Origin of the sequence: Halomonas sp. KX33721, assembly GCF_001596805.1 — a bacterium.
GTDB lineage: Bacteria > Pseudomonadota > Gammaproteobacteria > Pseudomonadales > Halomonadaceae > Vreelandella > Vreelandella aquamarina.
In genome coordinates, this window is record NZ_LVIA01000002.1 from 1 (window position 1) to 21,118 (window position 21,118).

Consider the following 21,118-nt stretch of genomic DNA (forward strand, 5'->3'; position numbering starts at 1 on the left):
AAGGCGTGCCCATGGTAGATGAGGTCATTATCGACCCTGGCAGCCAGGCCGATAAAGCGGCGCAGCAGGCGCTATTGTTTCACGTGAAACAATCGAAATTCGATGCACTGCTAACGCTGTTCTCGACACCGCGCATTGGTTGGCTAGGCATGAAAGCAGGCATTCCGCTGCGCGTTGCCCCGGCGACCAAGTGGGCGCAGGTGTTCTATAACGTACGGGTACGCCAGCGCCGCTCGCAGTCAGCAAAACCTGAGTACCAGTACAACGTTGATTTGGCTTGTGAACTGCTGGCACGCCTTTCGCTAACGCTTTCCACCCTGCCCTCGCCCCCCTTCTGGCCGCTGGATGGCGCGCAACGTCAAGCACAGCGCCAAACGTTGGTCAACGACGCTTCAGAGCACGTGGTGGTGGTTCATCCTGGCAGCGGCGGCTCGGCTGTGAATTTATCGGTGGCGCAGTACGCCGCGCTGATCACTCAAGTTCACCAGCAGTGCCAGCACTTGCCACTACGCTGGCTGATCAGCGCTGGCCCCAGTGAGCAGCCTCAGGCACAAGAGTTGAGGGAGCAGCTTGCCAAACAGGGCGTTGCAGCAGACCACTTCCCCGACACCGCAAGTGTCGACGCCTTTGCCCTACAGCTTGGCGGAGCGGACATGCTGATTGCCGGCTCAACCGGCCCGCTGCATATCGCAGGCTGCCTGGACATCGCTACAGCGGGCTTTTATCCCGCCAAGCGCTCAGCCACGCCGCTGCGCTGGCAAACCTGCAACCGGGCGGAAAAGCGCCTGGCGTTTAGCCCGCCTTCAGGCGCTGACACACAGGACATGACTGCCATCGATCTCGACGCGGCTGCCGAACAGATCTCAGCGCTGCTTCTCGGAGGTCTGCGTACGAACCCAGAGATCCGCGTACTTAGCGAAGGTTGAGTGAGCGGACAGCAGGGCTAACAACAGCCCCTGCTTGCCATCTTTAAACCCCGCCTTAAGCACATACATTTTGAGAAAGCAGGCCAGCCCGTGGCTAATGCCCTGCCACAGCGTGGCCGTTTTCCCCTGTGCGGCGCGCTGCTCTGCCCAGGCCTGGGCGTAATGCGCAGATTTTTCAAGATAGTGGCGCAGGTCGCGGTAGGTGTAGTGAAGCAGGTCGCCGGATAACGGCTTTTCAGCCAGCCCGGCTTCTACCACCAGCTTTTCATGCACCAGCGCAGCGTTATAGCCCGCCTGGTGTTTCGGGTAGAGGCGCAGCACGCGGTCTGGGTACCAGCCAGAGTGGCGAATAAAGCGGCCAAAGCACCACGACAGGCGGCTCACGCTATAGGCAGCAGGCGGCTGCTGAACAGCATCTTTAATGCTGTCGCGCAGTTCAGGCGTTACGCGCTCATCAGCATCAACCATCAAAATCCACTCACTGCTTGCCAGGGCTTCCGCCCTCTGGCGCTGAATACCAAAGCCTTGCCAATCGGCATTAACGCTCACATGGTCGGTAAATTCACGCGCAATCGCGCAGGTGTCATCCTGGCTACCCGCATCCAGCACCACGATTTCGTCGGCCCAGGTCAGCGTTTCCAGGCACTCACGTAAATGGTGCGCTTCGTTTTTGACAATTAACACAGCGGAAATAGACATAAAAAAGTCCTATCAAAAACAAATAAAATTAAGCCGTCTATAAAATCACGCCTCTCTCTCATGCCAGCACTTAAAATCAATCTTTTTTTTATTACCTGCTTGTACCTCAAGCTATCCTTTTTAGCAAACCCACCCAACATAGACGCAAAAACCCTTAATCCATTTCTACGTTTAAACACTCTAAAGAACAGCTTGAAAAAGAGAGCTAACTTTAGCAGCCCTCTTCCCAGCCTATTATAATGCTTATCTAGCAAGTGAAAATACGATATGTAGTACTCTTTTTCTAAAGAAGCTTCTTGACTAGAGCTCCCGCCTGAAGCGTGAAAAACCCGTGCAGAAGGAACAAAATAAACCTCACTACCTTGATCCCACACTCTCTTAGAAATATCCTCTTCCTCACAGTAAAGAAAGAAAACTGTATCAAAACCACCAATTTTGCAAAAAACTTTAGCATCAAAAAACATGCAGGCTCCACTAACAACTTCAACTTTTGCAGGGTGCTCAAGCTTCACTTTGTTGCTAGGAAATTTTCTCTTTGAAAAAATCCTCTGTATGCTATTTCCAAACAACTGCTTTGCTATATGCGGAAACTGCTTGTAAGAAGACGAGAACCGATTCTCTTTATCTAGTACACTCCCTGTTACCAACGCTGTTGTTGGATGGGTAATCAAAAATTTTTTTAAAAATGCTCGCCGCATCATTAAGAACTTCACAATCATTATTTATAAAAAAAATAGTAACGCCCCTTCGCAGCAGACACACCAAGCATATTTCCACCGGCAAAACCAAGATTTATAGGGCTTCTGATTATTTTAATATTTTCACCACTAAAAAAGTCGACATTCAAATTTTCAAAATCCTTCTCCTCTGAGGCATTATCTATAATTATAACTTCATAAGAAACATCCTTCGTATTTAATAAAATACTGCTCACCAAAGATTTTGTATAATTTGATGAATTATAATTAATTGTTATAAAAGAAACTTCAATATTTTCCATAGGAAATACCTAGTAATTAATAAGTGTCTATGTGGGTAGCTGGACGCAAAATATCTTATCATCCATAATCACACCATGAGTTAAAAGATATTTTTTCGCAAACTGTATTCATACTTAATTTCTTAATGAACCAAGGATACGGCATGCCCGCCTTAAGGTCACTCAAGCTTACCCCCTGGCTGCCTCTGGTTGTGATTGGCCTCAGCCTCGGCTATGCCGTTACTGTGCTAACTCGCCTGCCCTGGTGGACACTCTTTTTGACCGCAGCCGTATGGATTGGGGTCGGCCTAAAACTGCGTTGGGGTGCACCGCTCAATGCTCGCTACCGGGCTATGTGGCCGTGGTCGCTTGCGCCACTTAGCCTATTTAGCATCTATGTTTATTTGGCCGACAGCTTCGGAAACGTCGACCTCGGGGCGGTGTTTTTTCATTTACAGGCGGGCATGGCGGAGCATGGCGGGGCAGGTAAAATGCTGCTGGCACTGTCCTACACGCTCACCGTACTGGCGGTGCTGGCATCCGTAACGTGGTTGTCGCGCCACGATCAGCGCTGGCGATTAACCGAGCGCTTCTTTGCCATTGCGCTGCTGGCGGCTAACCCGCTGCTCTATGGCATTGGCCAGCGCAGTGCCGCCATTGTGACTGACGACGGCGCGTGGTTAGACCGCCGCTATGTGCCACCGCCTACCGGCGACCAGCCCGATGCCCCCAACCTACTGCTGATGTATTTAGAGAGCATAGAGCGCACCTACAGCAATGAGCTGTTTGGTGATGCGTATGCGGACTTAACCGCGCTAGGCGAACGCGGGCTGGTGTTTGAGGGCATTCACCAGATGGAGAATACCGGCTGGACAATGGCCGGGATGATCGCCAGCCAGTGCGGCGTGCCGCTTATGCCTGCGGGGCTTCTACACGATAGCCAGTTTGAACCGCTTTCCAAGGTAGTACCTGGCGTTGACTGCTTGGGAGATGTGCTGGCTGAACAAGGCTATCGGCTTAGCTTTTTGGGCGGTGCCAGCACGCAGTTTGCCGGGAAGGGGCTTTTCTATCGCGGCCACCAGTTCAATACCGTGAAAGGCAAAGAGGAGCTGCTGCCTGAACTCGATGACCCAGAGTATGTGAATAGCTGGGGGCTGTATGACGATACGCTATACGACTTTACTGCTGACGAAATACGCCGCCTGAACGAAGAAGATAACGGCCCCTGGGCGGTGGTGAACTTGAGCATCGCGGGGCACGCGCCTAGTGGGTTCCCCTCACAGACCTGCCAGGACCGCCAGGGCGAATTTGATGGTCAGGATATTCTCTACTCGGTGGAGTGCTCTGCGCGCCAAGCGCGTGATTTTATCGAACAGTTAGAGCAAGAGGGGCTGCTGGAGAATACGCTGGTCGTAGTGTTAAGTGATCATCTCACCATGCGCGTATCGGTATGGGATCAACTCACCGCGCTGGATCGCGACAATACGCTCATCATGCTAGGTGATGGCATTAGGCCACAGCGGGTGCGTCGAAGCGCTACCATGCTGGATGTGTTTCCCACTATTTTGGATGCCATGGGCCTGCCGCTAAACGATAACCGTGCCGGGTTAGGTGCGTCACTGCTGAGCAGTCAGCCCACGCTGGTCGAAATCCATGGGCTTGAGACGCTGAATGAGCGGCTACGGGAGGAGACAGCCCTCCAGCATCGACTCTGGGAAGGGCTCGCCCCACAGCGGCGTGAAAACGAAGAGAGCATCGCTGAACAGGTCACAGAGACACCCGCCGATCTCGCCGACGAAGTAGAGATTATGCGCTAACGATCACCCCGTTAGCGTTCTGCCGGCCGGCACGCATGGCTTGGTAAACGCGCTCTACGTCTAGCTCATTTAAGCAGTTGGTGTGGCCCAGGGGGCAAGTTCGCTGAAAGCACGGCGAGCAGGAGAGCCCCAGGTAGTGAATTACCGCATTGTTCGTGAGCGGTGGCGTGTAGGCAGGTGAGGAGGAGCCATAAAGCGCATGGATTCTTACGCCCACGGCGGCTGCCACATGCATCAGGCCCGAATCGTTGGTCACAACCTGACGGCAGTCGGCCAGCAAATCCACCGCATCCGCTAGCTGCGTTTTTCCACATAGGTTATGCGTGTGGGGTAAGCCCTGCACAATGGCTTGCCCCGCCGCCTGATCTTTGGCCCCGCCCAGTACGCGTACCTCAAAGCCATCTTTGATCAGCCTTGCTGCCAGTTGGTGGAAGTACTCAAGCGGCCACTGTTTGGCCGGGCCATACTCTGCGCCCGGCATCATGCCTATGGCGGGGCGTGATGACAGTGCGTGGGTAAGACGCAGGTTCACCAAATTATCCCGATCAATGGTGAGCCGTGGTTTGGGGATCGCAAACTGACCGGTTTGCGCCTCCTCCAAAGGCAGCCCTAGTGACACAAAGCGTTTAACGGTTTGGTCCAGCACCTGCTTGTCTAGCTTGCGGCGCTCTTTTAACAGCCCGTAGCGGTGCTCACCTAAAAAACCCACCCGCTCGGGAATGCGCGCCATAAAGGGCACCAGCGCTGCTTTCCAGGAGCGCGGCAGCACGATGGCGCGGTCAAAGCGGCCGCGCAATCTGGCCGCCAGCTCGCGGCGGCTTGCCAGCCCAAACTCACCGTGGCCCACCGCCAATGGCAACACCTCATCTACTTCTGGCATACGCTCAAGAATCGGCTGAGACCAAGCGGGGGCGACCACCCCAAGGGTGGCACCCGGGTAGCGCGCTTTTAAGGCCATAAATAGGCTCTGTGCCATGACCATATCGCCTACCCAGGAGGGGCCTACTACCAGCAGTCGCTTGGCAGAGTTAGCCATTTAGCCACTCCAAGTACGCCTTAACGCCCTGGGCGACAGTTTTGAATTCCACGTCACAACCTGCCGCACGCAGTTGGCTAATATCGGCACGCGTGTAGCTTTGGTAGCGCCCTTTCAACTCTTGGGGGAAGGGAATGTAGTCGATTTCGCCCTGGCCATAGAAGTCGATGACCGCTTCGCCAATCGCCTTGAACGGCTCCGCACGGCCAGTGCCCAAATTGAAGATGCCCGAGGCGCTGGGGTTGTCCAGGAACCAGAGATTTACATCGACCACATCGCCTACGTAGACAAAATCGCGGCTCTGCATGCCCGCCTCATAGCCGCCGTAAGCACCGAACAGCTTCAGCGTTTCGCCGTTACGGATCTGCAGGTGGTTGTGGTACGCCACGCTGGCCATCTTGCCTTTATGCTGCTCTCGCGGCCCGTAAACGTTGAAGTAGCGGAAACCTACCACCTGCGTGGTCAGCTCGTTCCAGCGCGAGCGAACGTGCTGATCGAACAGCAGTTTGGAGTAGCCGTAGACGTTGAGCGGCTTTTCATACTCTGGCGCTTCCTTGAACACCTCGCTGCCGCCGTAGGTCGCCGCTGACGACGCGTACAGAAAAGGAATACCCAGTTTTTCACAGTAGTTGAGCAACACTTTGGAGTACTCGAAGTTATTCTCCATCATATAGTGCCCATCCCACTCGGTTGTATCCGAACAGGCCCCTTCATGGAAAATCGCATCGATGGTGGGCAAGTCCACCGTTTCACCACGTAGCGCGGCTTTCACGCGGGCGATGAAATCGTCTTTATCCAAGTAGTCAGCCAGCGTGCAGTCCGCCAAATTGACGAATTTGGTGCCATCGCGCAGGTCGTCGACCACCATCACATCGTCACGGCCGCGAGCATTTAGCGCTTTGACAATATTGGCGCCGATAAACCCGGCACCGCCTGTTACCACGATCATCTCGTTCTCCTTACCAAAAGCGGCTCTTTGGCTAACGTGCCTATAACCCATCTGCCTGTGATTGTATACTTGACGGCTTATGAATTCATGGCCAACGGTGCTTTCCGCGATGAGTGTTTCGACAAACCAATCGACACCCGATGTGTCGACCTTTCAAGGCTTGATCCTTGCTCTGCAACAGTACTGGGCAGAACAGGGCTGCGTCATCCTCCAGCCCCTCGATATGGAAGTCGGCGCGGGCACCTTCCACCCCGCCACCTTCCTGCGGGCGATTGGCCCAGAAACTTGGAACGCTGCCTACGTTCAGCCTTCCCGCCGTCCAACCGACGGCCGCTACGGCGAAAACCCCAACCGCCTGCAGCACTACTACCAGTTTCAGGTGGTGATGAAGCCCTCCCCCAGCAACCTACAGGATCTTTACCTAGGCTCGTTGAAGCGTTTGGGGCTCGACCCGCTGATCCACGACGTGCGCTTCGTGGAAGACAACTGGGAGTCCCCCACGTTAGGTGCCTGGGGCCTTGGTTGGGAAGTATGGCTCAACGGCATGGAAGTGACTCAGTTCACCTACTTCCAGCAGGCGGGCGGCATCGAGTGCTACCCCGTCACCGGCGAGCTGACCTATGGGCTTGAGCGTATCGCCATGTACCTGCAGAACGTCGATAGCGTTTACGACCTGGTATGGGCCATCGCGCCGGACGGCAGCAAAGTGAGTTATGGCGATGTCTACCTGCAAAACGAGCGCGAGCAGTCTGCGTATAACTTTGAGCACGCAGATGTGGATCAGCTCTTCGCGGCGTTTGATCACCAGGAAAAAGAGTGCAGCAAACTCTTGGCCGCAAGCCTGCCGCTGCCCGCTTACGAGCAGGTGCTGAAAGCGTCCCATACGTTTAACCTGCTGGACGCACGCCACGCGATCTCCGTCACGGAACGTCAGCGCTTCATCCTGCGCGTACGCACCATGGCGCGTGACGTCGCTACCGCCTACTTCGAGTCTCGTAAAGCAGCAGGCTTCCCCATGGCACCGGAAGCATTACGCCGTGAACTGTTACAAGAAGAGCTCGCCGAGCAGGGAGACGCATAATGGCCGTTGATACGCTTTTATTAGAACTGGGCGCAGAAGAACTTCCGCCAACCGCGCTGGACGCGCTCTCAGACGCGTTTGCTGCCGGCATTGAAAAAGGCCTACAGGAAGCCGAAATTCCCTTCCAAGCGGTGACCGCCTACGCCACGCCGCGCCGCTTAGCCGTACAAGTCACCGGGCTTGCCGACAAGCAGCCAGACCGTGAAGTAGAGCGCCGAGGCCCTGCCCTGGCCGCCGCGTTTAAAGACGGTGCCCCCACCAAAGCGGCAGAAGGTTTTGCCCGCTCCTGCGGTGTCAGCGTGGATGATCTGATCCACCTGGAAACCGATAAGGGCACCTGGCTTGGCTACCGCGAACAGCAGCAGGGCGACAGCGTTCAAGCGCTACTGCCTGAGATGGTGCGTAAAACACTACAGTCGCTGCCGGTGCCCAAGAACATGCGCTGGGGTGCGTCCCGCGTTGAGTTCTCCCGCCCGGTTCACTGGCTGGTGGCGCTGTATGGCAACGAGGTGATTGCCGCCGAAGCCCTTGGCCTTCAAGCCAGCCGTACCACCTACGGCCATCGCTTCCACGCGCCGGATGCAATTCAACTTGAGCATGCCGACGACTACCTTGCGGCACTGGAAAATGCCTACGTATTGGCAGACCGCCAGCGTCGCCGGGAGCGTATTCGTGAGCAGGTGCTCGCCGAGGCCGAAGTCCAGGAAGCCAACGCCGTCATCGACGAGGACCTGCTGGTAGAGGTCAGCGGTTTGGTGGAGTGGCCCGTCGCACTGACCGGCAGCTTCGACGAGCGCTTTTTGGAAGTGCCCGCGGAGTGTCTGATCTCCTCCATGAAGGCCAACCAGAAGTACTTCCACCTGCTGGATGATCAGGGCAAGCTGAAGCCGTTGTTCATCACTATCTCGAACATCGAGAGCCAAGACCCTGATCAGGTCATCTCCGGCAATGAAAAGGTCATTCGCCCACGCTTGGCGGATGCGGCCTTCTTCTACGATACCGACCGCAAGCACACGCTGGCCTCGCGCATTCCGCAATTAGAAAGCGTGGTCTTCCAGCAGCAGCTGGGCACGCTGGCGGATAAAGCCCGCCGCAGCACGGCCATCGCCACTTTCATCGCTGAGCGCATCCAGGGTGACGTGGCTCATGCACAACGCGCCGTGGCCCTGGCCAAATGTGATCTCGTTACCGAAATGGTACTCGAATTCCCCGAGCTGCAGGGCATTATGGGCCGCTACTACGCCGAGCAGGATGGCGAACCGGCGGAGGTTGCCCAGGCGCTGGAGGAGCAGTATCTACCCCGCTTTGCCAGCGATGCGATTCCGCAAAGTTTGACCGGCCAAGCGCTGGCACTAGCTGATCGTTTAGATACCCTGGTGGGCATCTTCGGTATCGGCCAGCGCCCCACGGGCGCAAAAGACCCCTTCGCCCTGCGCCGCGCCTCCATTGGCGTGCTGAACATTCTGGTGAAAGGCGAGCTGAATCTCGACTTGCGTGAACTGCTGCAAGTGGCGGCTGATCAGCACCAGAATCTGCCAAAAGCCGACGGCCTAGTAGAAGACGTACTGACGTATATGCTCGACCGCTTCCGCGCCTGGGGCCAGGAGGAGGGTATCTCTGCTGAGATGTACCTCGCCGTCCGCGCTCGTCCGGTCACCAAACCGCTGGATTTTGCGCGTCGCTTACGTGCCGTCAAAGCCTTTGCTCAACGTGAAGAAGCCGCAGCCCTGGCCGCTGCCAACAAGCGTGTTTCCAACATCCTGAGCAAGCAGGAGCATGATGGCAGCACTCAGGTAGAGGCCTCGCTTCTTCAAGAAGCGGCGGAAAAAGCGCTGTTTGAAGCGGTCACGGCTAGCCAGCAACAGGTGGCTCCGCTGTTTGCAGCAGGTGATTACCAGCAGGCGCTAGACACGCTCGCCACGCTGCGCGAGCCGGTCGATGCGTTCTTTGATCAAGTGATGGTCATGGCGGATGACGATGCCATTCGCCGTAACCGCCTTGCCCTGCTTGCCAGCCTGCAGGCGCTGTTCCTGGAAGTGGCCGACATCTCTCAGCTACCCCAGTGATACGATGAGTGTTTAGAGCGTCGACTGCTCTGAAGGCGTAACCGATAGCCCGGCTTTTGATAAGTCGGGCTTTTTATTGAGCACATGAATGTTTCACGTGAAACACTCGCTCATTCGCACTTCAGGGCTTACGCTAATGTTGACGTTTTTGCCCACCGCATTAAGAGGAGCCCCATGATTACTGCTCAGCAGCTTGTGATACTGGATCGCGATGGCGTGATTAATCACGACTCGGATGCTTATATCAAATCCCTTGCCGAATGGATCCCCTACCCTTCTGCCATTAGCGCGATTGCCCGCCTTACCCAGGCAGGCTTTACCGTGGCGGTGGCTACTAATCAATCCGGCATCGCCCGTGGCTTCTACGATGAAGCTACGCTGAACACTATGAATGAGCGCTTACATGGGCTGGTGGAAGCGGAAGGCGGCCAAATTGCCCATATCGCTTACTGCCCTCACGGCCCCGATGATCAGTGCGGCTGCCGTAAACCGCTTCCTGGGTTATTTACCGAGATACAGGACAAACTAACGCTTTCCAGTCTGAAAGGCAGTTGGATGGTGGGCGATAGCCTACGCGATCTGCAAGCGGGTGAATCGGTGGGATGCCGTAGCGTTCTCGTGAAAACGGGTAAAGGGGAAAAGACCCTCGCAAAAGGGGACGGGCTAGAGCATGCCTTGGTCTACGCTGATTTAGCTGCCTTTGTTGACGATTTAATTGCAGGTGTCTTGGACTAACCTTTCCACAATTTTCATACTAGCCTTGAACACCACCACCCATAAAAAAACCGCAGGCGCTTCGCCTACGGTTTTTTGCTTTTCAATGTTTCACGTGAAACACATTGAAGAGGCTTTTTAGATATCGAGGTTAGCAACGAGCGCGTTGGTCTCGATAAAGTCGCGACGCGGCTCAACTTCATCACCCATCAAGGTGTTGAACATCATATCCGCCGCTACCGCATCTTCAATAGTAACCCGCAGCATACGACGGCTATCCGGATCCATGGTGGTTTCCCACAGCTGGTCTGGATTCATCTCACCTAGCCCTTTATAGCGCTGCACAGAGAGGCCACGCTGGCCTTCCTGCATTAGCCAAGTCAGCACTTCAGAGAAGTGTGCAACGGGCTTCTGGCGCTCACCACGGGCGATGTAGGCACCTTCATCCAACAAGCCGTTGAGGGTTTCCCCTAAGCCTGCCATGGCGCGGTAATCAGCACTTTCAAAGAAGTCCAGGCCCCACACGTATTCTGTGGTGACGCCGTGGGCAATCAGCGATACCGCCGGTAAATGCAGGCCACGCTCTGTGTCTTCTTGCAAGTAGAACTGATAGCGCGGGCCGCCTTCATAGGCCACCATGTCATCCATGGCTTTCTGCAGCTCGGCAATCCAGTTTTCCATGGTGACGCGGTCTTTCAAGCTAGGCTCACCCTGTAGCGCGGTAGCATGTACTACCTGCTTCAATACTTCGATGGGGTAAACCCGCGCCAAACGGTCAATTCGCTTCATCACGTTGCGATACTGATTCACCAGCGCTTCTAGCTGTGAGCCAGCAATGCCCGGCGCATCCGCATTAACGTGCAGCCCTGCTCCATCCAGTGCGGTGGTGGTCAGGTAATCAATCATGGCCTGCTCATCTTTCAGATAGAGCTCTTGCTTACCACGTTTGATTTTATAAAGCGGCGGCTGGGCAATAAAGATATGCCCACGCTCAATCAGCTCGGGCATTTGACGGAAGAAGAACGTCAGTAGCAGCGTACGAATATGCGAACCGTCTACGTCGGCGTCAGTCATGATAATGACCGAGTGGTAGCGCAGCTTATCGGGATTAAACTCTTCCCGACCAATGCCGCAGCCCAGCGCCGTGATTAGCGTGCCCACTTCAGCGGAGGAAAGCATTTTATCGAAGCGCGCTTTTTCGACGTTCAGGATTTTACCTTTCAACGGCAGAATGGCCTGGGTACGACGATCACGCCCCTGCTTGGCACTCCCCCCCGCCGAGTCACCCTCCACCAGGTAAAGCTCCGACTGGCTTGGGTCTTTCTCCTGGCAATCGGCTAGTTTGCCCGGCAAACCCGCGATATCCAGAGCGCCTTTGCGGCGGGTCATGTCTCTAGCTTTTCGCGCCGCCTCACGGGCACGGGCCGCGTCCAGCATCTTGTTGACGATGGCTTTGGCTTCGTTGGGTTTTTCGATCAGGTAGTCGGCAAACAAGCGACCCATCTCCTGCTCCACCGCCGTCTTCACCTCGGACGAGACGAGCTTGTCCTTGGTTTGCGATGAAAACTTCGGATCGGGCACTTTGACGGAGATGATCGCCGTCAGGCCTTCACGGGCGTCGTCGCCCGACGTGTTCACTTTGGCTTTTTTCAGCAGACCTTCCGCTTCGATATAGTGGTTTAGCGTACGCGTTAGCGCAGCGCGGAACCCTGCCAAGTGGGTACCGCCATCCCGCTGAGGAATGTTGTTGGTGTAACAGAAGATGTTCTCTGTGAAGGCATCGCTCCACTGCATTGCCACTTCGACTTCCACACCATCATCACGCCCAGCGTTGAAGTGAAATACCGGGTTCAGAACGGTTTTGTTTTTGTTCAAGTGGTCAACGAAGGCTTTCAAACCACCTTCGTAATGGAACAGCTCCTCTTTGCCGCTACGCTCATCCATCAGGCGAATGGCTACACCCGAGTTGAGGAAGGAGAGCTCACGCAGGCGTTTCGCCAGAATATCGTAGTGGAATTCGATGTTGGCAAACGTCGCCGGAGACGGGCGAAAATGCACGCGGGTACCGCTTTTTTCCGTTTTTCCTACGACGCTTAGCGGCGCTTGCGGCACGCCGTGATGATAAATTTGCTCAAACACCTCCCCTTGGCGCCAAATCGTCAGGCGCAGCTCTTCTGAGAGCGCGTTCACCACCGACACACCCACGCCGTGCAAGCCGCCCGATACTTTATAAGAGTTATCGTCGAACTTACCGCCCGCGTGGAGCACCGTCATGATGACTTCCGCCGCAGAGACGCCCTCGCCCTCGTGTAGCTCGGTCGGAATACCCCGGCCATTATCGCTCACGGTTACCGATTCATCCGCGTGGATGACCACTCGAATTTCGCTACAGTGGCCTGCCAAGGCTTCATCGATGGAGTTATCCACCAACTCGAAAACCATGTGGTGCAGCCCGGTGCCGTCGTCGGTATCACCGATGTACATGCCTGGACGCTTACGTACTGCGTCTAGCCCTTTGAGCACCTTGATGCTTGATGAATCGTAAGCCTGCTCGCTCATTGACCACTCCGTCGTGAAGTCTGTCTCGTTCCGTGTCGTCTACCCATCTGGCTGGCACTGGCTAAACCCTTGCTCGGAGTGTTTCACGTGAAACATCTCAACGGCAGTAGTGGGCTGCCAGACATCGCTTAGCGCGGTGGGCTCGACGCTGGTAATAAATGCTTGGCACTGCATCTCTTCAAGCAAAGCGCAGAACTGGCGGCGGTGATGCTCGTCCAGCTCTGCCGGTAAATCATCTATCAAATAAATGCAGTGCCGCTGTGCGGTACTTTCCAGAAGCCTTCCTTGAGCGAGCTTTAATGCACTCACTACCAGCTTCTGCTGGCCTCTGGAAAGCACCTCAATTGCGGGCTGCTTGTTCAACCGAATACGCAAATCGGCGCGCTGTGGGCCCTGCTGCGTAAACCCCATCTGCTGGTCGGTTTCTCGGCTATCGTGCAGTACATCTGCCAGCGAGCGTTGTTTATCCCAGCCTCTGGCATAGCGGAGTGTTAACCCGGGCAGCGGCAGCAATTTTTTCAGTGTTTCATCAAATACGGGCAAGAACTCACTAAACCATGCTTGGCGTAGCCTATCCATCTGCTCTCCCCAATGGGCGAGCTCCTGCTCCCACACCGCTATTTCACTGGCCGCTATTCTACCACGCCTAAGGAGTGCATTCCGATGTTTCACCGCCCGGCGAGTCCGCTGCCACGCGTCTAGGAAGTGATGTTTCACGTGAAACACTCCCCAGTCTAAGAACTCACGGCGACCAGCGGGTGGCCCTTCCAGCAAACGAAAAGCATCAGGATTAATAAGCTGGAGCGGCATAGCTTCTACCAGCTCAGCCAATCGGACACCCTTTTCGCCACGCAAACGCAGCTCCAGCTCACGCTGAGCCCGCATTCGCCTTACCCCCAGCGTCACCTCAGGGTCTCCTGCTAAGCGGCCGTACAGCGTCATATACGGCGCCTCTGACTGAATGGCATTTTTCAGCTGACGAGTACGAAAAGAGCGTCCCATGCCTAGAATATGAATACCTTCCAGAAGACTGGTCTTACCGCTACCGTTCACGCCATAGATAACATTGATACGTGGTGACGGATGGATCGTAACCGGGGCCAAGTTACGCAGTCCGTGAAAAGTGAGTTGTGTCACGCTCATCCGCGAATGCTACCTAGTAAGACCATAAAACGCGCTATCCGTTGCCAAATGCGAAAACGGCGCTTCTGACAAGTAGAAGCGCCGTTTTCATTCAGTCCCAATGCGGTTATAAGCGCATCGGCATAACAACATACAGCGCATCACCACCGCCAGGCTCTTCCAGCAGGGCACTGCTGTTCGGGTCGGCTAGGGTAATTTGTACGCGCTCTTCATCAAGCACAGAGAGCACATCCACCAGATAGCCAACGTTAAAGCCCACTTCCATGGCGCTACCGCTGTACTCCACGGCAATGTTCTCTTCCGCTTCTTCCTGCTCAGGGTTGTTGGCCATTACTTTGAGGTTATTTTCCTCAAGATACAGCCGAACACCACGGTACTTTTCGTTGGAGAGAATGGCGGTACGTGACAGCACTTGACGAAGCTCGGCACGCTCGGCAATCAGCACCTTATCGCCATTGCGCGGCACTACGCGCTCATAATCGGGGAATTTGCCGTCAATAAGCTTAGAGGTAAACGTGAAGTCACCTGTATGCGCACGAACATGCGTTGATCCCAAGGTAAGGCTGACAGGTTCATCGCTGTCATCCAACAGGCGAGAGAGCTCTAGGATACCTTTACGGGGCACAATCAGCTTTTGAGACTGGCTTACTGCCACGTCAATGGGACGCGAGCACATCGCCAAACGGTGTCCATCGGTCGCGACCGTACGCAGCAAATTGCTCTGAATTTCCAGCAGCATACCGTTTAGGTAATAACGCACATCCTGCTGCGCCATGGCAAAGGAGGTGGACTCAATCAAATGCTTAAGCGTGCCACGCGGAACGCTGAGTTCCTGACTGCCATCGGCATCTTCAATATTAGGAAATTCTGCTACAGGAAGTGTAGAAAGTGTAAAGCGCGAACGACCACTACGTAATATCGCGCGCCCCTCTTCGACCGCTAACTGAATGTCGGACTGATCGGGCAGCGATTTACAAATATCCATCAGCTTTCTAGCCGGCACCGTAGCAGCGCCCGCTTGGTCAACTTGGCTGGCGACCGTGCGGCCTACTAGCTCAACTTCTAGATCCGTACCGGTCAGAGCGACCTGATCGCCTTCAACTTGAATCAGTACGTTAGAGAGCACAGGCAGCGTTTGGCGCCGTTCTACTACGCCCGCCACCAGAGTCAGCGGGCGAAGCAGCGCCTCTCGGGAAATGGTAAATTTCATCGAAACTCCGGTTTTCTATCCTGAAAGGCCTGCCCATGGCAGGCGTAAACAAAAAAGGTTAACTGGTTAGCAGACGAAGAAGGTTTTTGTAATCCTCACGGATATCCGCATTCTCTTCCTGCAGTGCTTTTACTTTTCGGCAGGCGTGCAGCACGGTGGTGTGGTCGCGGCCCCCAAATGCATCGCCAATTTCTGGAAGGCTATGGTTGGTTAGTTCTTTCGCCAGCGCCATAGCGACCTGTCGCGGGCGCGCTACCGAACGGGAGCGCCGCTTAGAGAGCAGATCCGCCACCTTGATTTTGTAATATTCAGCCACCGTGCGCTGAATATTATCCACCCCCACCTGCTTATCCTGCAGCGCCAGTAGGTCTTTCAGCGACTCGCGGATAAAGTCTTGAGTAATGGTTTTACCCATAAAGTGGGAGTCGGCAATGACCTTTTTCAACGCGCCTTCAAGCTCACGCACGTTAGAGCGAATCTTCTGAGCGATAAAGAAAGCAGCATCGTGGGGTAGATCCACTTTGGCTTGATCGGCTTTCTTCATCAGAATCGCCACTCGGGTCTCAAGCTCCGGCGGCTCAATGGCGACGGTCAGCCCCCACCCAAAGCGCGACTTCAGCCGCTCTTCAACGCCACTGATCTCTTTGGGGTAGCGGTCAGAGGTAAGGATCATCTGCTGACCACCCTCTAACAGCGCGTTGAACGTGTGGAAAAACTCTTCCTGAGAACGCTCTTTACCGGCAAAAAATTGAATATCGTCAATCAGCAGGGCATCGACGCTGCGATAGAAACGCTTAAAGTCGTTAATCGCATTAAGCTGCAGCGCCTTCACCATATCAGCAACAAAACGCTCGGAGTGCAGGTAGACCACGCGGGCATTTTCACGTCGGCCCGCCAGCGCATTACCCACTGCATGCATTAGGTGCGTTTTACCTAACCCAACACCACCGTATAAAAACAGCGGGTTATAAGCGCCACCAGGATTTTCGGAGACCTGACGAGAAGCCGCACGCGCCAGCTGGTTAGACTTACCTTCCACAAAGGTGTCGAAGGTAAAATTAGGGTTTAGGCCACTACTGTGCTTCAAGCTGCCTTCTACCTGCACCTGGCGCTCGTTACCACGACGGCTAGGGCCACTCTCTTCACGTAGCTGGTCGATTTCACGCTCATCGCCAATATCGCCCCGGGGGGGCGTATGGACCGCAGGTGAAGCCGGTTGAGCGGGAGCTGCCGAGACCGGATTGCCAAGCTCTCTAGGCTGTGGCGCAGGGGCTGCAGCTCGTCGGCTGCCCACGGTCAGGCTCACTTTGGGAGGCTTAGAAGGGGCAAGCTCGCGCATTAGCTCACTAATACGCTTGGCGTACTTATCACTCACCCAGTCGCGCACAAAACGATTCGGCGCCAACAAGCGTAGCTCATTGGACTCTCCTTCTTCTGCCTGCAGCGGACGTATCCAGGTATTGAACTGCTGTGAATTCAGTTCGTCCTGCAGGTAGTCCAGGCACTGTTGCCAAAGCGCGAGTGACACTCATCTCACCATCGGTTGAAAACGGCCGACCATTGTAGCGCCCAACGAAGTGGTTATCCACACGCACTAACGGCTCTTTTTCACCTGTGGACAACTTTAGGTAAGGGTTCAGGAAAACCCAGTGATGCCATGGGTACAACTCTATTTTGGGCTGTTTTGTCTTCGGTTGACCACATCAAACTCACAGTTTATTCGCTCGTTATTCGATGCTTATACACAGATTTTTTATTATTTTAAGCTGTTGATAAAATTGTGCTAAAACCACTTATCCACAAATAGTATCCCCACTATTAATAACAGTAGGTTTTAAATAACTTCATTAGTAATAGTAGTGTGCCCCAAGTTGAATCGACTCCACAGCGGAGACGCGCCGCCATTGCCTTTTTCGAGCTTTTTATGCAAGGAAAAATTGCACCCGGCGCGGGAAGTCTCTACAATTTCCGGTCTTGAATTGAAACTCCCCGGCTAGTTCCTCACTGGACCGGGTCTTTTGGAATTCACTTTCCGTCCTAAACCACGTGGGAATAACGAGTTATGAAACGCACTTTTCAACCTAGCGTTCTCAAGCGCAAGCGCGCGCATGGCTTCCGTGCTCGTATGGCAACCAAAAACGGCCGTGCCGTGATCGCACGCCGCCGCGCCAAAGGCCGCAAGCGTCTGAGCGCCTGATCTCGGATTGCGTGTGTCGCCTCAAGGCTTTCCCCGGTGCTTACGTTTGCTAAACGCTGGGGATTTTAGTCACGTGTTTGAACAGGCAGACCTGAAAGTTCATGGCAAAGGTATGATGGCGCTCGCGCGCATGAGTACCCGGGGACATCCCCGCATTGGACTGGTGGTCAGCAAAAAAAATGTGAAGCTCGCTGTTGATCGTAACCGCTTCAAGCGACTCGTTCGGGAATCTGTTCGTCTGCGTCAAGATCACTTACCCTCTGTGGATATTGTGATATTGGCAAAGCGCGGCGCTCAGGATATCGATAACGAAACGCTCACTCGCCAGCTACACGGCATGTGGAAACGGCTTCAGCGCGACGCACAGGCGGTGTCTGCACCTCCCCCGCCTAATGGCGTAACACGTGACGCTTGACGACGCACCTCGCCGCTCGACCTTGGCCTGCCGCTTGGCAGGCTTTCGTGTGTCATGGGTCGAGTAAATGACACTGCGCCATTAGCATGTTCACCACCCATCGGGCAGAACCCTCATGGACGTAAAACGACTTTTATTACTGATTCCACTGGCCGTACTAGCCTACCTTCTGGTTATACAGTGGAATCAGGATTACGGGCAGACTACCTACGATTCGACGCCAGAGATCACCCAAAGCAGCAATGGGGCTCCTGCGAACGAAAGCGGTAGCGACGATCTCTCCGTCCCCAGTACTTCTGCGCCTAACAACGCTATTAGCGAAGGCGTTGGCGATGAGCAAAGCGACACCGCCAGCCGTGATTTCATTGCGGTCACCACGGATGTTCTAGACGTACGCATCGACCCCTTCGGTGGCGATATCGTCTACGCAGCCTTGCCGCAGCACAAACTAACGCTGGATTCCGACCGTAATTACGTGCTGTTGTCAGATAACGCCACGCGCAGCTATGTTGCTCGCTCCGGCCTTCAACTGGATGGTCAGGCAAGCCGCATTGCTTTTACTCCCGAGCGTAACGAGTACCGCTTGGGCGATGACGAAGAGCAGATCAGCGTCGATTTGACAGCTAACGTGAATGGTGTCGACGTCATCAAACGTCTGACATTCGAGCGCGGTAGCTATGCGGTCAATGTGAGTTACTACCTGGCCAACAATACCGAAGCACCGGTTTCCGCTCGATTCATTGGCCAGCTAGCCCGTGACAATAGCCCGGACCCGTCTAGCGGTGTGGCCATGGGGATGAACTCCTACCTGGGGGCCGCCTATTCCACGCCTGAAGCGCGCTACGAGAAGATCGATTTCGATACGATCCAAAAACGTAACTTCGAGAATCGCGAGGCCCAAGGCGGATGGATAGCGATCATCCAGCACTACTTTGTGTCCGCCTGGGCACCGCCTCAAAACCAGCAGAATCTCTACTACGTAACGACCGATTCTCGAGATCGTAACGTAGTGGCCTTCGCTGGCCCCACCAGCAGCGTGGCTCCCGAGGGTGAAGCCACGCTGAGCGCAACGCTTTACATGGGCCCGAAGGTGCAAGACTACCTCGAGCAAGTCGCACCGAACCTCAAGCTCACCGTGGATTACGGTTGGTTGTGGTTCATTGCCAACCCGCTGTTCTGGCTGCTGGATAAGATCCACGACATCGTGGGCAACTGGGGCTGGTCCATCGTACTACTCACCGTATTGGTGAAGTTGGTGCTGTTCCCGCTCTCTGCGAAGGCCTACAAGTCGATGGCGCGTATGCGCAAACTGGGCCCAGAGATGCAGCGTCTTAAAGAGATGTATGGCGATGACCGCCAGAAAATGTCTCAAGAGATGATGAAGTTCTACCAGAAAGAGAAGATCAATCCGCTGGGTGGCTGTTTGCCGATTCTGGTACAGATGCCGGTATTTATCGCCCTTTACTGGATGCTGCTGGAATCCGTTGAGCTGCGCCACGCGCCGTTCATATTCTGGATCCAGGATCTCTCGGTGAAAGACCCCTACTTCATCTTGCCGATTCTGATGGGTATCTCGATGTTTGTTCAGCAGATGCTGAACCCGACACCGCCAGACCCCATGCAGGCGAAGATCATGAAGATGCTGCCGATTATCTTCACCTTCTTCTTCCTGTGGTTCCCGGCAGGCTTGGTCATCTACTGGGTGGTCAACAACATCATCTCGGTGGCGCAGCAGTACTTCATTACGCGCAGCATCGAGAAGGATCCAAGCGTCGGCAAAGGGATGCGAACCAAGTAATCGCCCCCTCTGCTACTCCCAGACCCCCGCCTTTGCGGGGGTCTGGCGTTTTAGGGCGAAGGTGCTCATCATGAGCGCCATCGCGAAACACTCTCTCCCTCTTTCGTCTTTAGGAAGCGTCATGGCCGACCGACTCTATACCCAAGACACCATTACCGCCTTGGCAACCCCCCCTGGCCGTGGCGGCGTGGGCATCATTCGCGTGTCAGGCCCCGCCTGCCGCTCGATAGCCGCTGAGATACTGGGTGACTGCCCTGCTCCTCGTCACGCCCACTATGGCCCGTTTCATGGCGCTGAGGGCACTATTGACGAGGGCATCGCGCTGCTGTTCAACGGCCCTCACTCCTTCACCGGTGAAGACGTGCTGGAGCTGCAGGGCCACGGCGGCCCCATCATTATGGATATGCTGCTTGAGCGCTGCCTGCAGCTAGGCGCTCGCCTGGCACGGCCAGGGGAGTTCTCCGAACGGGCGTTTCTAAACGACAAGCTGGATTTAGCCCAAGCGGAAGCAATTGCCGACCTGATTGATGCTACCTCCCGCTCCGCCGCTGAAAACGCCGTGCGCTCGTTACAGGGCGAGTTCTCACAGCGGGTCTCCGCCCTGGTCGAACGGCTGATTGAGCTGCGCGTTTACGTGGAAGCCGCCATCGATTTCCCAGAGGAGGAGATCGACTTTCTCGCCGATGGCCATGTCGCCACGCACTTAGAGAGTGTTCAGCAGGCGCTGGTTGCTGTTCGTAAGGCCGCAGGGCAAGGCGCTCTGCTACGCGAGGGCATGAGCGTGGTGATTGCAGGACGCCCCAATGCAGGTAAATCGAGCCTACTGAACGCGCTGACCGAGCAGGATACGGCTATTGTGACGGACATCGCGGGCACCACTCGTGACGTACTCCGGGAGTACATTCACCTAGACGGCATGCCGCTGCATATTATTGATACCGCCGGGCTGCGTGATACGCCCGATGCAGTAGAGAAAATCGGTGTTGCCCGGGCATGGGAAGAGATCGAAAAGGCCGACCGCGTACTGCTTATGGTGGATGCTTCCACCACAGCGGCTACCGACCCAATGAGCATCTGGCCTGAGTTCGTGGAGCGCCTCCCCGATCAAAGGAGGCTTACCCTGGTGCGTAATAAAATCGATGCCAGTGCTGAAGCGCCGGGCATTGAATTATCCACAGCCACTCCGATTATTCGGCTATCTGCGAAAACCGGAGAGGGTGTGGATAGTTTGAAAACGCATCTGAAAGAGGTGATGGGCTTCTCTGCAACCACCGAGGGCCGCTTCTCCGCCCGCCGCCGCCACCTGGATGCCCTTGACCGCGCCATGGCTGCACTCGATACCGGGCGAGCACAGCTAGATGGCTACGGTGCAGGTGAGCTGCTTGCCGAAGACCTAAGGGATGCGCAGCAGGCGCTGGGGGAGATCACCGGCGAATTTAGCGCCGATGATCTGCTCGGCGAAATTTTTGGCAGCTTCTGCATCGGCAAATAACCGAGCCACTCGTAACACATCATCCACCACGACTATC

The 21,118-nt window shown here is 55.2% G+C and carries 18 protein-coding genes; 9 read left to right on the forward strand and 9 right to left on the reverse strand.

Going from position 1 to position 21,118, the window contains the following annotated elements; translation table 11 throughout:
- On the forward strand, positions 1-926 hold a 926-nt coding region (locus A3220_RS00185), incomplete at its 5' end, for a glycosyltransferase family 9 protein (protein WP_062372237.1).
- On the opposite strand, the gene A3220_RS00190 is transcribed toward A3220_RS00185, so the two are convergent.
- From A3220_RS00190 to A3220_RS00200, 3 genes are read right to left on the reverse strand one after another with little or no spacing between them, the layout of a single operon-like run.
- On the reverse strand, positions 864-1,625 hold the full coding sequence (locus A3220_RS00190) for a glycosyltransferase family 2 protein (protein WP_062372240.1): 762 nt from the start codon (positions 1,623-1,625) through the stop codon (positions 864-866). The genes A3220_RS00185 and A3220_RS00190 overlap by 63 nt on opposite strands.
- Positions 1,604-2,326 (reverse strand): glycosyltransferase family 2 protein, encoded by a 723-nt coding sequence (locus A3220_RS00195; protein WP_128082390.1) that lies wholly within the window; start codon positions 2,324-2,326, stop codon positions 1,604-1,606. The genes A3220_RS00190 and A3220_RS00195 overlap by 22 nt, the downstream gene beginning before the upstream one ends.
- A 17-nt stretch (positions 2,327-2,343) precedes the next feature.
- Positions 2,344-2,625, reverse strand: a complete 282-nt coding sequence (locus tag A3220_RS00200; RefSeq protein ID WP_062372247.1) for a glycosyltransferase — start codon at positions 2,623-2,625, stop codon at positions 2,344-2,346.
- A 143-nt stretch (positions 2,626-2,768) separates the two neighbouring features.
- Between A3220_RS00200 and A3220_RS00205 the strand changes: the two genes are divergently transcribed.
- The gene (locus A3220_RS00205) at positions 2,769-4,421 is read left to right on the forward strand and encodes a sulfatase-like hydrolase/transferase (protein WP_062372249.1); all 1,653 of its coding nucleotides are present in this window, start codon (positions 2,769-2,771) and stop codon (positions 4,419-4,421) included.
- Here A3220_RS00205 and waaF read toward each other — a convergent pair.
- Together waaF and rfaD are read right to left on the reverse strand one after the other, a co-directional pair.
- A complete protein-coding gene (gene waaF, locus A3220_RS00210) occupies positions 4,411-5,457 on the reverse strand; it encodes a lipopolysaccharide heptosyltransferase II (protein ID WP_062372251.1) in 1,047 nt (348 codons plus the stop codon). The two genes, A3220_RS00205 and waaF, sit on opposite strands and share 11 nt — an antisense overlap.
- Positions 5,450-6,406 (reverse strand): ADP-glyceromanno-heptose 6-epimerase, encoded by a 957-nt coding sequence (gene rfaD / locus A3220_RS00215; RefSeq protein ID WP_054641217.1) that lies wholly within the window; start codon positions 6,404-6,406, stop codon positions 5,450-5,452. Before rfaD ends, waaF begins: the two co-directional genes overlap by 8 nt.
- 109 nt (positions 6,407-6,515) lie before the next feature.
- Between rfaD and glyQ the strand changes: the two genes are divergently transcribed.
- The 3 genes from glyQ to gmhB all read left to right on the forward strand — a co-directional run bounded on the left by glyQ (position 6,516) and on the right by gmhB (position 10,288).
- Positions 6,516-7,487, forward strand: a complete 972-nt coding sequence (gene glyQ, locus A3220_RS00220) for a glycine--tRNA ligase subunit alpha (RefSeq protein ID WP_054641216.1) — start codon at positions 6,516-6,518, stop codon at positions 7,485-7,487.
- Complete coding sequence (glyS, locus tag A3220_RS00225; RefSeq protein WP_062372254.1) at positions 7,487-9,553, forward strand: glycine--tRNA ligase subunit beta; 2,067 nt, start codon at positions 7,487-7,489, stop codon at positions 9,551-9,553. Before glyQ ends, glyS begins: the two co-directional genes overlap by 1 nt.
- A gap of 174 nt (positions 9,554-9,727) precedes the next feature.
- Positions 9,728-10,288, forward strand: a complete 561-nt coding sequence (gene gmhB / locus A3220_RS00230) for a D-glycero-beta-D-manno-heptose 1,7-bisphosphate 7-phosphatase (protein ID WP_058577310.1) — start codon at positions 9,728-9,730, stop codon at positions 10,286-10,288.
- A 117-nt stretch (positions 10,289-10,405) separates the two neighbouring features.
- Here gmhB and gyrB read toward each other — a convergent pair whose 3' ends face one another.
- The 4 genes from gyrB to dnaA all read right to left on the reverse strand — a co-directional run bounded on the left by gyrB (position 10,406) and on the right by dnaA (position 16,707).
- Positions 10,406-12,826, reverse strand: coding sequence for a DNA topoisomerase (ATP-hydrolyzing) subunit B (gyrB, locus tag A3220_RS00235; protein WP_062361536.1), 2,421 nt, complete (start codon positions 12,824-12,826; stop codon positions 10,406-10,408).
- A 39-nt stretch (positions 12,827-12,865) separates the two neighbouring features.
- Entirely contained in the window at positions 12,866-13,969 is a 1,104-nt protein-coding gene (gene recF, locus A3220_RS00240) for a DNA replication/repair protein RecF (protein WP_062361540.1), read from the reverse strand.
- 106 nt (positions 13,970-14,075) lie between these two features.
- Positions 14,076-15,179: a DNA polymerase III subunit beta gene (gene dnaN / locus A3220_RS00245; protein WP_044628566.1), complete on the reverse strand. Its 1,104-nt coding sequence runs from the start codon at positions 15,177-15,179 to the stop codon at positions 14,076-14,078.
- Positions 15,180-15,237: 58 nt separating this feature from the next.
- The gene (gene dnaA / locus A3220_RS00250) at positions 15,238-16,707 is read right to left on the reverse strand and encodes a chromosomal replication initiator protein DnaA (RefSeq protein WP_058577312.1); all 1,470 of its coding nucleotides are present in this window, start codon (positions 16,705-16,707) and stop codon (positions 15,238-15,240) included.
- Between the two features lie 534 nt (positions 16,708-17,241).
- On the opposite strand from dnaA, the gene rpmH reads away from it, so the two are divergent.
- The 4 genes from rpmH to mnmE all read left to right on the forward strand — a co-directional run bounded on the left by rpmH (position 17,242) and on the right by mnmE (position 21,081).
- Positions 17,242-17,376, forward strand: a complete 135-nt coding sequence (gene rpmH / locus A3220_RS00255; RefSeq protein ID WP_009723348.1) for a 50S ribosomal protein L34 — start codon at positions 17,242-17,244, stop codon at positions 17,374-17,376.
- 13 nt (positions 17,377-17,389) lie between these two features.
- Positions 17,390-17,791, forward strand: coding sequence for a ribonuclease P protein component (rnpA, locus tag A3220_RS00260; RefSeq protein ID WP_082051404.1), 402 nt, complete (start codon positions 17,390-17,392; stop codon positions 17,789-17,791).
- A gap of 115 nt (positions 17,792-17,906) precedes the next feature.
- Positions 17,907-19,589, forward strand: a complete 1,683-nt coding sequence (gene yidC, locus A3220_RS00265; protein ID WP_044628569.1) for a membrane protein insertase YidC — start codon at positions 17,907-17,909, stop codon at positions 19,587-19,589.
- Between the two features lie 121 nt (positions 19,590-19,710).
- On the forward strand, positions 19,711-21,081 hold the full coding sequence (gene mnmE, locus A3220_RS00270) for a tRNA uridine-5-carboxymethylaminomethyl(34) synthesis GTPase MnmE (protein ID WP_044628570.1): 1,371 nt from the start codon (positions 19,711-19,713) through the stop codon (positions 21,079-21,081).
- Positions 21,082-21,118 lie beyond the last annotated feature (37 nt).

Bases quoted from the DNA above. Each gene is read 5' to 3' on its own strand.
- glyQ (WP_054641216.1), top strand. From the start codon at position 6,516: ATGAGTGTTTCGACAAACCAATCGACACCCGATGTGTCGACCTTTCAA.
- A3220_RS00195 (WP_128082390.1), bottom strand. From the start codon at position 2,326: ATGATGCGGCGAGCATTTTTAAAAAAATTTTTGATTACCCATCCAACA.
- waaF (WP_062372251.1), bottom strand. From the start codon at position 5,457: ATGGCTAACTCTGCCAAGCGACTGCTGGTAGTAGGCCCCTCCTGGGTA.
- yidC (WP_044628569.1), top strand. From the start codon at position 17,907: ATGGACGTAAAACGACTTTTATTACTGATTCCACTGGCCGTACTAGCC.
- A3220_RS00205 (WP_062372249.1), top strand. From the start codon at position 2,769: ATGCCCGCCTTAAGGTCACTCAAGCTTACCCCCTGGCTGCCTCTGGTT.
- recF (WP_062361540.1), bottom strand. From the start codon at position 13,969: ATGAGCGTGACACAACTCACTTTTCACGGACTGCGTAACTTGGCCCCG.
- rpmH (WP_009723348.1), top strand. From the start codon at position 17,242: ATGAAACGCACTTTTCAACCTAGCGTTCTCAAGCGCAAGCGCGCGCAT.
- glyS (WP_062372254.1), top strand. From the start codon at position 7,487: ATGGCCGTTGATACGCTTTTATTAGAACTGGGCGCAGAAGAACTTCCG.
- A3220_RS00200 (WP_062372247.1), bottom strand. From the start codon at position 2,625: ATGGAAAATATTGAAGTTTCTTTTATAACAATTAATTATAATTCATCA.
- rfaD (WP_054641217.1), bottom strand. From the start codon at position 6,406: ATGATCGTGGTAACAGGCGGTGCCGGGTTTATCGGCGCCAATATTGTC.
- A3220_RS00190 (WP_062372240.1), bottom strand. From the start codon at position 1,625: ATGTCTATTTCCGCTGTGTTAATTGTCAAAAACGAAGCGCACCATTTA.
- gyrB (WP_062361536.1), bottom strand. From the start codon at position 12,826: ATGAGCGAGCAGGCTTACGATTCATCAAGCATCAAGGTGCTCAAAGGG.
- mnmE (WP_044628570.1), top strand. From the start codon at position 19,711: ATGGCCGACCGACTCTATACCCAAGACACCATTACCGCCTTGGCAACC.
- gmhB (WP_058577310.1), top strand. From the start codon at position 9,728: ATGATTACTGCTCAGCAGCTTGTGATACTGGATCGCGATGGCGTGATT.
- dnaN (WP_044628566.1), bottom strand. From the start codon at position 15,179: ATGAAATTTACCATTTCCCGAGAGGCGCTGCTTCGCCCGCTGACTCTG.